General features: G+C 67.7%; 11 protein-coding genes. 7 read left to right on the plus strand and 4 right to left on the minus strand.

The features are described from left to right. Nucleotides 1–123 precede the first annotated feature (123 nt). Nucleotides 124–1,971, minus strand: coding sequence for a tetratricopeptide repeat protein (locus WBA97_RS01245; protein ID WP_424228752.1), 1,848 nt, complete (start codon nt 1,969–1,971; stop codon nt 124–126). Nucleotides 1,972–2,224: 253 nt separating this feature from the next. Next, nucleotides 2,225–3,070: a DUF5753 domain-containing protein gene (locus WBA97_RS01250; protein ID WP_424228753.1), complete on the minus strand. Its 846-nt coding sequence runs from the start codon at nt 3,068–3,070 to the stop codon at nt 2,225–2,227. A 900-nt stretch (nt 3,071–3,970) separates the two neighbouring features. On the opposite strand from WBA97_RS01250, the gene WBA97_RS01255 reads away from it, so the two are divergent. Further along, the gene (locus WBA97_RS01255; RefSeq protein WP_424228754.1) at nt 3,971–4,843 is read left to right on the plus strand and encodes a class I SAM-dependent methyltransferase; all 873 of its coding nucleotides are present in this window, start codon (nt 3,971–3,973) and stop codon (nt 4,841–4,843) included. On the opposite strand, the gene WBA97_RS01260 is transcribed toward WBA97_RS01255, so the two are convergent. After that, nucleotides 4,807–5,118: a hypothetical protein gene (locus tag WBA97_RS01260; protein WP_424228755.1), complete on the minus strand. Its 312-nt coding sequence runs from the start codon at nt 5,116–5,118 to the stop codon at nt 4,807–4,809. The two genes, WBA97_RS01255 and WBA97_RS01260, sit on opposite strands and share 37 nt — an antisense overlap. Before the next feature lie 323 nt (nt 5,119–5,441). Here WBA97_RS01260 and WBA97_RS01265 point away from each other — a divergent pair, with 323 nt between their 5' ends. From WBA97_RS01265 to WBA97_RS01290, 6 genes are all read left to right on the plus strand, one after another. Next, nucleotides 5,442–5,885 carry a hypothetical protein gene (locus tag WBA97_RS01265; RefSeq protein WP_424228756.1) on the plus strand — a complete coding sequence of 148 codons (444 nt, stop codon included), beginning with the start codon at nt 5,442–5,444 and terminating at the stop codon, nt 5,883–5,885. Then, on the plus strand, nt 5,882–7,102 hold the full coding sequence (locus WBA97_RS01270; protein ID WP_424228757.1) for an ATP-binding protein: 1,221 nt from the start codon (nt 5,882–5,884) through the stop codon (nt 7,100–7,102). Before WBA97_RS01265 ends, WBA97_RS01270 begins: the two co-directional genes overlap by 4 nt. Next, nucleotides 7,099–8,826, plus strand: a complete 1,728-nt coding sequence (locus tag WBA97_RS01275; protein ID WP_424228758.1) for a tetratricopeptide repeat protein — start codon at nt 7,099–7,101, stop codon at nt 8,824–8,826. Before WBA97_RS01270 ends, WBA97_RS01275 begins: the two co-directional genes overlap by 4 nt. 366 nt (nt 8,827–9,192) lie before the next feature. After that, a complete protein-coding gene (locus WBA97_RS01280; protein WP_424228802.1) occupies nt 9,193–9,978 on the plus strand; it encodes an ESX secretion-associated protein EspG in 786 nt (261 codons plus the stop codon). Next, nucleotides 9,962–10,447 (plus strand): hypothetical protein, encoded by a 486-nt coding sequence (locus tag WBA97_RS01285; protein ID WP_424228759.1) that lies wholly within the window; start codon nt 9,962–9,964, stop codon nt 10,445–10,447. The genes WBA97_RS01280 and WBA97_RS01285 overlap by 17 nt, the downstream gene beginning before the upstream one ends. Then, nucleotides 10,440–11,579, plus strand: a complete 1,140-nt coding sequence (locus WBA97_RS01290) for a PPE domain-containing protein (protein ID WP_424228760.1) — start codon at nt 10,440–10,442, stop codon at nt 11,577–11,579. Before WBA97_RS01285 ends, WBA97_RS01290 begins: the two co-directional genes overlap by 8 nt. A 31-nt stretch (nt 11,580–11,610) precedes the next feature. On the opposite strand, the gene WBA97_RS01295 is transcribed toward WBA97_RS01290, so the two are convergent. Beyond that, on the minus strand, nt 11,611–12,417 hold the full coding sequence (locus WBA97_RS01295; RefSeq protein ID WP_424228761.1) for a hypothetical protein: 807 nt from the start codon (nt 12,415–12,417) through the stop codon (nt 11,611–11,613). Nucleotides 12,418–12,442 lie beyond the last annotated feature (25 nt).

Here is a 12,442-nt window from a genome sequence, read left to right on the forward strand (position 1 = left end):
CAGGCGGCCGCTGGCGGCGTTGCGGGAAAGCCCAAGTACAACCCGGTACGAGCGGCTTTCCCGCGCCTTGCCAGCGACCACCTGGATCCACGGACAAACGACCCACTTCACCTTGACGGGGCACTAGCCATCGGGCCGCAGAATGTTTTCCGCCTGCGCCCGGTGGTGCCCGGCGCGATCAGGGTCGCCGCTCAGGTCGTGCACGTCGGCGAGCGCGTGGTGCGTGGCGGCGAGTTCGTGGTCGGCCCCGACCTGCTGGAGCAGAGCGAGTGCGTCATCGAGTAGTCGGCGCGCTGGTTGAGGCTCGCCCTGAAGCAGGTGGGACTGGGCCAACAGCCGGGTTGCCCGGGCCGTGTTGTACGGGTCGGGCGGGTCGAGCGCGCCGAGGAGACTCACCGCCTCCGCCAAGCGGACGGCGGCCTGTTCGGAGCACCGTAGGTCGAGGAGGGCTCGGCTCTCGTCGATGAGCGCCAACGCCAACGAACGGGCAGAGCCGATATCACGCATGAGCCGGGTGGCCTCCTCGAACATGAGGACCGACTGCTCGTGCTCTCCTCGTCGTGCGTGCAGTCCGCCGAGGGTCTTCAACCCGCTGGCGATAGCACGATGGTCATCTCTGCTCTGCGCGTCGTGGAGGAGCTGATCGATGTGCTGGCGCGCGTCGTCGAGTTCCTCGAGGCGCAGGTGCGCGCGTGCCAACCTCTTGCGCATGTTTGCTTCGGCGGGCCAGTTGCCCCACCTGCTGGCGGCGGTCACCGCGAGGCCGTTCACCTCGACCGCTTCGCGGTTGTGCTTGTGCAGGATGAACAGCGGCTGCATGGCGTCCGCCAGCTTGTAAGCGATCTCGTTGTCGCCTCGCGTCACCGCGGCTCGCACTACTGCTGCCAGGTCGAGACGGTGCCGTTCAAGCCAGGCGAGCGCTCCGTTGTGATCATCGATGCCGACGGGAAGGTCATAGCGCGACGTGAAGTCGAACTCGAGTGATCTTCGGGCCGGCATGACGGTCCGGCTTGCGGCCTGTGCGGCGAACAGGTGCCACTCGAACACCTGACGTTCCATTGTCGCCCTGTCCTCGGCTGACACCATCTGATAGGCGATCGTGCGCGCGTGAGTTCGGAGCAGGTCGTGGCAGTGGTAGATGTGCGGAGCGAGCTCGCGGAGCACCTGTGCGTCGACGAGAGCATCAATTGCGGTGGCGACATATGCGGGAATGATCGAGCACGCTGCTGCGAGCAACTCGGTGGTCACCAATGAACCAGGGTGCATACCCAACGCTTGGTAGGCGTGTGCGGCTGCTGGGGAAAGAAGCCGATAGGAGACGTCGAATGTCGTACGTACCGACAGGTCCTCGTCGACCGACAGCACATCCAGTCGACGTCGCTCGTTGTCGAGTTCGGCCACCAGTTCGGCGATCGAACGCCGGGGCCGTAAGACCATCAGCGCCGCCGCGACGGCAAGTGCGATCGGAAGGCCTTCGCACCGGTTGATCAGCGCCTCGGTCGCCGCCCGCTCCGCGTCGAGACGGCTCTCCCCGACGTGGCGTTCGATCAGGTCCGCGGCGGCTGCCGGATCCAGTGGCTCGGTGGTCATCATGACCGCGCCCTCTGGCAACAACCCAGCGAGCGGACGTCGGCTCGTCACGACGACCACGCTCGTCCCAGAGGCCGGCAGAAGTGTCCTGACCTGACCCGCAGAGTACGCGTCGTCGAGCAGTACCGCGATCGACCTGCGAGCGGTCATGGAACGGAACAGGGCCACGCGCTCGCTCATGGCCCCAGGCACTCGGTCGGGCAACACACCCAGTGCTCGCAGAAACTGGCCAAGCACATCCTCTGCGGCCACCGGGTGACCCGTCGATTCAGTCAGCACGGCATACAGCGCGCCATGCGGTAACCGATCGAGCTCACTGTCGAGCCAGTGCAGGGCCAATGCGGACTTGCCGACACCGCTGGGGCCGTTGATAACGATCAATCGCGGCGCACGTCTCCCGCGTGGTCGTACCTCACCCATGCGAGCCAGTTCATCTACGCGGTTGGTGAAGTGTACCGGCGGAGCCGGCAGTTGCTGAGGGACGAATCCGGGCTCGTCAGACGATCCGTCCGACAGTCTCTCTGATTTCGGCGCGACAGTATCCCCGTTGTGGCCCACAGCATCGTCCCCATCCCCACTTACCCAACCCGCAACCATCCACTATACGTCATGTCGATGTGACCGTACGTAGTCGTCAGGGTGTGCTGGAGGCGGTGAACTCGCTGAGCCAGGTCCGCGAGCCGTGCTCATCGAGCGCGGTGTTCTCCAGGTCGGCGAATGCGCGGTGAAAGACCTCCACGGTGGTGGGTTGTTCGAGGAATCCCGCTACGTTCAGCATCTCCAGATACACAGCGGGCTTGCCATCGCTAAAGGAGAGCAGCGCGAACGCCGGGTATCCGCGGATCAGGCCCGCGCCGTCGGGGAGCACTCGGATCGTGACGTGGGGTCGGTCGGATAGCCGGAGCAGGTGGTGGACCTGGTCTACCGCAGTCCGGCGCTCGGCACGTGAATGAGTCAGGGCGTGCTCTTCGACAATGAACTGCAGCCGGGGCGGTTCCTTGCGGTCGATCACGGTTTGCCGGTGGTTCAACAAGGCCACGTGCTTGTCGATTTCGCCGGGATGCACTGCTGATCCCGCGCGGAGCAGTGCCCGGGTGTAGTTCGGGACTTGGAGCAGTGCGGGCACCAACGTGGGGTGAAACGAATCTATCGCTGTCGTGGACCCTTCCTGGCTGCTCACGACAGGGAGTTGTGCCGGAAGCCGGTCGCCGTGCTCCCGCCACCAACTGCACTCGTAGGGACTGGCCGCCAGGTCGAGGATTTCATCGCGGTCCGTTCCGCGCACACCAAGATGGCCGAGGGCAGTGGCGACATCGAGGACATTCGTCCCTCGCTTGCATGACAAGAACCGACTGGTCCTGCTTTGGGTCCACCCCATAGCTTGACCGAGCATCGCCACGGTCCAGCCCTTGGCCTTCAGCGCCAGGTGGAGCCGAGCGGTCAGCGTCCGGGACCGTACGGTTGTGTCGCGGTCGTTCATCGTGCCGAAGTCCAGAGCCGCTGCGCATACACAGTCCGCACCAGACTGAGGCCAGGTATTGCGTCGCCCCCCGGCGATCTCTTGTCTCCCACCCGTCTCCTTCCTTACCCTGGGTGCCACCCAGTGTCCTTCTTCGTGTTTCTATTGTGGGAATCCGAATTCGAACAACGGTGGCCGCAGGCAGGGTCACCAGGCGCTCGACGAATCCGATGTTAGTGGGCGACGGAACAGCCTGCTGAGCCGAAATTTGTCTTCACCCGCACGGGTGATCGTGGTTGAACGCACGCAAAACGATACGGTCCAGGCAGTGTGTGCTGCCCGCTTCAGTTTTTCGCGTCGGGGCCCAGATTCGGACGGATGCGTGTTATTAGAACTCCGTGCTCGCGCCGCTTGCCGGTCGACGAACGACTCGGCCGCTGCGTTGTCGAAACACGATCCGGGTTCATCGACTGTCGAATGCCGAGCTTGTCACAGCGCGCGGTGAAATCGTGTGCGGTGTAGGCCAAGTCGCGGCCGCGATCGGCGCGGCCATCGCGTCGCCGGACCCGGTCGCCGCGTTGTCCATCGGCCGCCGTGCCGGTCTGCTACCCCGTTAGATCACCTTCGTCGAAGGCGAGGGCTGCTCAACAACGCGACCGCGCGAGCCGGTGGAGGTAGGCCCCAGCGTCGAATCGTCCATCCAGCCAATGCAACGGGCTGCCGAACTATGGCTGGAGCGCTACACGAATCGCGTCATCGAACTGTCCGCGGTGGAGAACGACGAGTTGCCTGCCGCGAGTGTGGCGAAGAAAACCCGACTTCACGCCGCATCCTCGATGGTGCTGGACCGGGGTCGGCGAGAAGTCGGATGGCGTTGGGGTGCCAGGACGACGTCCCGCATGTTGAACATGTTGGAAAATCTTGGGGGTAACGCTGTGTATCCTCGAAATCATGCGAGAGAGTGAGATGTCCTCAGGGCTGTCGCCGGTGGTCGAATCTGTGTACGGGAAGGAAGATTTGAGCCGGGATCCCTGTTTCGCAGGGGGCTTCATCAACTTTGGCTACTGGGAGTCGATCGACATCGACGCCCCCTTGGGGGAAGCCGATCGTGTGCGTAGTCAGGAGGACCTGTACCGCTTGGTGTTGGGTGCCGTCGGTGTGGAGGAGTCCAGTCGCTTGGTCGAAGTAGGTTGTGGCCGGGGGCTCGGGTGTGCGCTGGCGTTGGTGGAGTTCGGGCCTGCGCAGGTGCACGGTGTGGATGCCCATCCTGAGCAGGTGCGCCGGGCGCAGGGGAGCAGGGCCGACAATTCCGGGCGGTTGAGCTTCCGGCTCGGGTCCGCGTCGTCGTTGCCGTTTCCCGACAACAGCGTCGACTGCCTCTACTCGGTCGAGGCCGCGCAGCATTTTCCGTCCCATCAGGAATTCGTCGCCGAGGCCGCTCGGGTACTCGTGCCCGGCGGCCGAATCGCGGTGTCCACGTTCTTCGCCATGCGAGCCGGGCTCGGCGACCGGCTCAGCGGCCTGCTCGACTCTTTCGCCACCGGACTTGACGTTCCGCATTCGTTGCCGTCGTTGCTGGATTTCCTCGCGGCGAGTGGGTTCTCGGAAATATCCGCGGTGCCGATCGGCGTTCACGTCTGGCCCGGCTACGACCGATGGGTCGCGAGCACCAAGTACGCCGACTCCTGGCCGAGGAACTACCTGCGTGCCTACACAGAAGGACTACTGGACTACTTCCTGGTCACCGCCGCGGCCGGTCATCCGCGCCGCGCCGACTCCCCTGGCGGGACGTAGAGGTCGTAGTAGTAGTCGAGTCCCTGCACCCGGCCCTCGCAGTGGTAGTCGGACCACCGGCCCTGCTCGACGCCCTGCCGGCCGTACGCCTGGCAGCTCGGGCACGACATGAAACCGTTCCGTACCCGTTCCCAGTCGGCGGGGGCGGGGAGGAGGCACAACGTCCCCTGGTCGGACGTCGCGGCCGCGCACCGCACACGCTCGGCCGTGGCCGTCGGAGCGGAGAGCGTCAGTGCGGCGAGTAGTGTCACCGTCGCGGTGAGGAGCCAGCGCATGACCGGAGTATCGGCGCGGCCATGTGGGGAGAACAGGGGCGCGTGGAGTTCCGGTGACAAACGCGGAGCTGCCGGCCGTCGTTCGGCCCAACGGCTGGGCGATGGAAGTACTCCAGGGCACTGAAGGCTCCGTCCATTGGGGACGTGACGGAAAGCGCTGCGGTAGGCGCACCGAGTGATCGCCGGGTGGCCTGGTCGATGTGCGAAGAAACTGTGTCCACTGTGACATGTCCGACCGCCTGTTTCGTCGTGATCGACGGCATGCTTGTCTCTGGGCCTGAACCCGGACGCGCGGACAGCATGAGCAGACGAGAGAGCACCGAATGACCAGAGACAACAACCCCGAGATGGTCGCCGAGCTGGACCGCCTCGACCAGGCGGTCAAAGCAGCGCCAGCAGGAGACACGACGGCGCAGATCGCGCTCTGGCGGCAGGTGACCGGGTTGGAGCACTGGTTCTTCATCGCGCGGGGCGGAGCCGACCAACCCCGTCCCTATGTCGTGGCCGCCGAGCAGGGGCCGGTGATCTGCCTCTACAGCAGCGCCGCGGGGGCGAGCGAAGCCGCCCGCGTCCTCGGGCTCGCCGACCCGGAGGGTGGCGCGGTGCCGTTGTTCGGCGTGCCGATGCCGACCGCGATCGACTATGTCGCCTCGTTCGGCAAGGCCGGGGTCGTCGGTGTGACGCTGGACCATCCTCGGCTCGGTCACTACATCCCGCTGGCGAACCTGGGTCTGCTCAAGGGCTGGATCGAAGGGGCCGCGCGGTGACCGGTGCCAGTCCAGACGACGGCTTCGTCGAGGTGATCGCGCGCGAGGTGGCGGCCGATCCCAGCAATCTGGCGCTGCGTGAGGACTTCGTCACGCTGCTGCTGGCGCAGGACCCTGGCCGCGCGGCCACCGAACTGGAAACGCTGGAGGCCCTGGGCGGTGATCCGGCGCGGATCCGCCTGCTGCGTGCCCGACTGATGGCGGCGCGGTTGCGAGCCTCGAATCCGCCGCCGCCCGCCGAGGCCTCGGCGCCGGCGGCACGCTCCGGGGGACCGGTGCCGACCCCCGCCGACGAGGACCGTCAGGACAGCGGCGCCGCCGTGCCGGCGTCGCTGTGGGACGCCGAGCGTCCTGCGGTGACGCTGGCCGACGTCGCGGGTCTCGCCGAGGTCAAGCGGCACCTGGACACCACGTTCCTGGCTCCGCTGCGCAATCCCGAGATGGCGGCGGCGTTCGGGCAGAAGCCGGGCGGGTCGCTGCTGATGTACGGCCCACCCGGTTGCGGCAAGACGTTCATCGCCAGGGCCATCGCGGGCGATCTCGGCGCGTCCTTCATCCACGTGACCCTCGCGGACCTGCTCAGCAAGTGGATCGGGGAGAGCGAGAAGGCCATCCAGAGCGTGTTCCGCAATGCCCGCGCGGCAGCGCCGTGCGTGATCTTCTTCGACGAGTTCGACGCGCTCGGCGGACGACGTACCTCCGGTGGCGGCGGGTCGCAGTCGATGCGGATGCTCGTCACTCAGCTGCTGGAGGAGCTCGACGGCGTGGCCAGCGAGAACGACGGGGTCTACTTCCTGGCCGCGACGAACCGGCCGTGGGACATCGACTCCGCGCTGCGCCGACCTGGCCGGATCGACAAGACGGTGCTGGTGCTGCCACCGGACGCGGTCGCCAGGGCGGCGATCGTCCAGGGCGTGCTGGCGGGCAAACCGGCCGACGATGTCGATGTCGTGGCCGTCGCGGCGGCGACCGAGGGGTTCTCCGGTGCCGACCTCAGTCACCTGACGACCACCGTCCTGCAACAGGCGATGGTCGAGTCGATGAGCAGCGGTGAGCTGGTGCCGGTCACCACCGCCGCGATGCTGGCCGCGGTCGGCGGCATCACGCCGTCCACGACGTCCTGGTTCGACCAGGTGGCGCCGGTGCTGGAGTACGGCGTCGACGACGGCACCTTCGATCAACTCCGGGCTTACCGGGTCAAGCGAGGCATGCGATGAGTGACAACGATGCCCTCGAGCGAACCCTTGACCTGGCCTGGGAGCTCTTCGAAGCACAGCCGACGCATCCCAGGGTCGCCGAGCTGGCGTCGCAGGTGCTCGCGGCCCAGCCGGAGCGAAGCAGCGTGTCGCTGTTGCTCGGCAATCATCGTGAGATCTGTGGCGAGGCTGACGAGGCGCGGCGTCTTTACCTCCAGGTGGCTGGTCGCCGCGACGGCCAGTTCATCAACGCGGCTCGTGCCCTTCGGCATCTGGCGTTTGCCGAGCGCGATCATGCCGAGGCGCTGCGGTGGGCGCACACCGTGCTGGGCGAGGACCACGAGGATTGGGACGACTGGATGGAGCTGGGCTCTGCCCAGGCGCTCTGCGGGGAGCACGAGGACGGGTGGCGCCAACTCGACGAGGCGGTGGCACTGTGTGCTCGGACGGCACCGGACGAGCTCCCCGAGGCGTTCGGGAAACGCGCGGCGTACCTGCTGGGGAGCTTCGCACCACCCGAGCGGTTCGTCCCCGCTGCCGAGGAGGCCATCCGGGCCGACGCGGCGAACTCCTGGGTCGCTCTGATGCTCGGCTGGGCCTACCTGGTGCAGTACCGGTTCGCCGACGCCGAACAACTCGGTCTGCGACTGCTGCGCGAGAACCCGACCGAAGACATGCTGCAGAACATGATGGGCACGGCTCGGACGTTGCGAGGGATCGCCGAGAACGCGCACGCCAAGGACATCACGATGGACGACATCCGCAATACCGGGGTGATCGAACTGGGGTGGCAACAACTCCGCGACCAGATGCTCGGCACCGACCTGGCCTCCGCGCTGGCGGCGTTGGACGACGTGATGCCCGCCGACCTGCGCGCCACCCTGCGACCAGGGGCCTCGATCTCCGATGAGCCCGAGAGTGACAAGGTCGGCGCCATGGTCGCGGAGGACCTGGTGGCCTGGCACGACGGCCAGCAGCCCGGCTCCGGTGCCGTCTGGGGGCTGGCCGAGCCGTTCCGCCTGATGTCGGCAGCCGAGATCATCGCCATGAGCACCGAGATCGAGGCCGACCCGGCAGCGCACCCTGACTGGCCTGAGAACGACGTCTGGGAACAGGTGATGACCGACGACGCCGGGGCGTACCTGGTCGCCGTCGGGTTCGGGGCGCTGGTCAAGCGTCGGCCCGGACAGCCCGACGAGCCCGTCGCCGCGTCGATGGCCGACTGGATCTGGGACCGGGTGGCCGCACTCGGTGGTCCGGACCCGCGACCGGCACCCCGCAAGACCGAGGAACTCCCAGCCGACCCGCCCCCTGTCTCGGAGACGTCGCTGACCGGCGTCATCGAGACCATGTGCGCCGCGCTGGGTGCGTCCGAGACCTCCGCGGCGTACGCGGAACTGCGCGGGCTCTTTCCCGGCTCGACCGTCCGGCAGAATGCGCTGGACCCCGTGGTCCAGGGTCCCGACGGCGTCGACATCGCGTTGCTCGACGGGCTGGTCAAGAAGGTCACTGTCGAGGTCGCGCACTGCCGCAGCGCTGACCGCGTGATCTCCGGGCTCGACCTCGATGGGCACCGCGGGCCGGTCGATGCCTTCGTGCGGGCGCGCGGCGCCGTTGCGCACAACAGCTGGGAGAACCGCGCCACCGGCGAGGTCACCGTCAACTACGACCTCGCAGAGCATCGACTCGGCCTGCAGTGGGAGACCGGGAGACTCGCCCGGATCTTCGTGTCCGCCACCGACTGACCGGGAGCTTGCCCGACAGCTCGTGGAAATTCGAGTACAGGCGGGCGGACCTCCTCGGCGTGGAGGTCCGTGAAGATGGCCGGCGCCGCGCGCAGGTGTTCTGCCGCGGTGTCCGGCTCGCCCGTCTCCGGACCCGTTCACGAGATTCTTGAGATCACCCGCGAATCCCTCGCGCAGCCCGCCGCCGTCGGACTTCGTCCGATCTCGTCCGGAATTCTTGCGTGCGCGCTCACCATCCACGTATAACCTGCCTGGGGGGTTTCTTCGCGCTGGTTTCCTGGCGGCGCGAATCCTCACCGCGCCCGTGTTTCGACGATTGTCGGGAGGCTGTTCAGGTTGCCCGGTTGGACGCTGTCCACTGCGGAGGTGGATGTCCTCGTCGAGACGTCGCGCCTGCCGCCGTTGCCGTACCCCCTGGAAATCCCCGTCACGGGGGATACCGTCGGCGCGCGCCGGCGTCACGTGGCCTCGATGGCGGCGGTTCTCGCCGAGCGCGGGCTGATGGAGGACGGCGAGGTCGTCCCGGGGCTGCGCAACGCGCTCCAATTGCTGGCGTCCGGTGAGCTCGTCCTCGACGGGCGGCTCGGCGGGCCCCGGCCTGCCGACATCGTCGCCGTCGTCCGCCGGGACCGGGCGGTGGTCGCCGTGCAGACGGGGGACTCGGTACGGCTCGACCGGGTGCCCGACCACGCCGTCGTCGGCATGGTCGTGGACCTGTTGCCCGCGACACGACAGCTCCAGGGCGGCTCGACAGCCATCCGGCAGGACACGCTGGACGCGGCGCTGTCCTCGGCCGTCGACTCCGGTGACATCGGTGAGCTGACGCGGGTTCTCCGCGACGGCGGCGTGCGGGACCGCGACGTGCACATGGTCGCCGACCTGGCCAGATCGGACGGCATGGCCGCGCAGTTCGGCGTCGCGTTGCGCAACCCGGCCACCGAACGCTATCGCGAGCGCGGCGTGTGGTCCTGGTACGCGACGAAGAGCGGTGGTGTCCTCCTGTGCCTCGACCAGGACGGAACACCGCCGTGGACGACGTTCGTGCCCGCCGACCCCGCCCGCGTCGGGCGGTACCTCCAGGACGCGCTCGACGCCCGCAAGCACGCCCGCCACACGACCCCGAGGGAGGCACGTCGTGTCGTACGAGGTTGACGACAAGAAGGACGTCCGGGAGAAGCTCGACGAGCTGGGGATCGACAGCGTCGACGACGTCAGGAGGGCGGGCGGCGCCCGTCACCGCGACGTGCCCGCGCTGATCGAGGCCGAGCGGCTGGACCTGACGGCCAACGGATCGCCGGACGCGATGGCCGCGGTGCCCGACGAGCTGGTGCGGATCAGCAGGTGCGTCAGCGACGTCCGCGACCACATCCACGAACTGCTCGGCGAAGTCAGGCACCTCGCGGGACACCAGTTCGACGGGTGGGGCCCGATCGCGAAACGCATGGCGGCCTGCATGACCGACCGGGCGAGCGCCGCCACCGGCGCGGAACTGGCGGTGAACGGATATCTCGCCGAGCTGGCCGCACTCGACGCCGCACTGAACAGCGCGGCGGTCACCTACGCCACGCGGGACCAGGAGAACGCGGCGAACCTGAGAAGAGCGGTGGGCGACTGTGGCTGAGCGCAGGAAGGCGGAGCGGTACGGCATCGTCGACAACGGGTCGGTGGTCAGCGGCCTGAAGGGCTCTGACGACGGTGTCTTCTGGGAGGGGTACTCCCACCAGGAGATGTGGGGCATGATCATGCGCTCCGAGCCGTCGAAGCTGTTCGAACGGGTCGACCAGTGGCAGCGGGTGGCCGCCAAGCTGGAGGAGCGCAACGTTCAGCTCCAGACGGAGCTCAACAACCTGCTGAAGACGTGGCAGGGTCCCGCCGCCGCGGCCGCGGCGGCGAGCCAGCAGAAGTTGCTCACCTGGGCGCAGGACGCCGCCACCCGCGCGAGCACGATCAGCACACAACTGGCCGACTACGGCAACGCCCTGGTCGACGCCAGGATGCGGATGCCCCAACCACAACACCGGCAAGCCGAACTTGGCTTCCGCGACGACGAGGGTGCGACGGTCCAGGACGGCACAGTAGGCGCGTACAAGCTGCTCCAGTTGAACTCCGACCGCTTGCCGACCGAACAGCAGCGGCGAGAGGCCAAGAACGAGGCCGTCCGCGTCATGCAGCGGCTGGAGAAGGACGCGGACACCGCGGAACGTGCCATGCCGCGGTTCAGCCCCGCGCCCCCGGTGACGGTGGCCCCGGACCCCGCCCCGCCCGCACGTCCGGCTCCGGCGAACCCCGCGATTCCCGATGCCCCACAGGATCCCGGCCCGCAGACGCCGCCCGGCATGGGCTCGCCAGGGTTCGCGTCCGGCGCCCCGACCGCACCCTCGGCAGTGTCGTTCGACGCTCCCGGTACGGGCCTCGGACCGGGCGCCCCCGAGTCCGGCGGGCGCCCGTCGTACGGCGACGGCCGGTTCGGCCCGCCGGGCAACGGACCGCTGGGCGCCGGGCCGTTCCGCGGCGAGACAGGAGTTCTCGGCGAACGACCGGTGGCAGGGGTGGGCCCGGTGACCCAGTCCGTTGGCGCGTCTGGCATGCCGGGACGCCCCGGCAACGGCGGACACGCTCCCGGCGTCATGCCGGGCTCAGCAGGCACCCGCGGCGACGAGGACAAGGAGAAGCCGTTGGCCGACTACCTCGATGGACCGGATGACGTGTTCTCCGTCGACCAGCCGGCATACCCGCCCGTACTGGGTACCTGACGACGTGACTCTCCGCTCGACCTGTCGTGGGTCAGGTGTAGAAGAAGCTGACAGAGCGGGTGAAGGCGTCTCCTCCCGGCCCGACGACACGATGACGGATCTTGCGGTCCCTTTTGGAATCACCCTCCCACCTGGTCCACTGCCAGTATCCGGTCGGCAGGTGCCAGGTGTACAGCTCCTTCCAGTTGCCGATGACGTTCTGGTAGTAGTGAGTTGTCGCGCCCGGCCCGAAACAGGTCGAGGTGATACCGAGTGAGTTGCGGCGCTTGTGGTCGTCCGTCCAGCGTTCGCGTTGGGAGTTGTTCGCCGCTGGGTCACACCACCACCAGGTGTTGGCAGGGAACGTCGACACGTCACACATGTCCTTCTCGAACAACGCGGCGCCGCCCTGACCGCAGTACTGCGAGCCGGGACCCCCACCCGCGTCGCCCGACCGGACTCCGACGACCTCGATGCCGAGGACATCGATGTCCACCTCGATCGGCTCCGGTATGGACTCCACGGTTCGTTCCACTGGGTGCGCCGGATCCGCGTAGCGGGCCAGCATCTCCGGGACAGGGTGGTCCGGCGCAAGTCTCCTGAAGATGTCCAGTGTGGACAGTTCGATGGTCCGCAGGACTGCTGCCGAGCCCGGCCGGGGGTCGCCCCCGAGCTCGCGGACGCCCACCCCCGCGCCGTCGCCGGTGTCCGCCACGGCCACGAACTCGATCGTGTTGCCGTTGGTCAGCTGGATTCGGGCCAACTCCTGGCTACGCGGTCCGTCGACCGCGACCGACGATCGCTCCGGCGCGCGCCCATCCGTGGTGTCGGTACTTTCTCCGTCGGAGTCGCAGCACATGAATTTCTCCTTGCGTATGTTGGTC

The organism is Actinophytocola sp. (genome assembly GCF_049647105.1).
GTDB lineage: Bacteria > Actinomycetota > Actinomycetes > Mycobacteriales > Pseudonocardiaceae > Actinophytocola.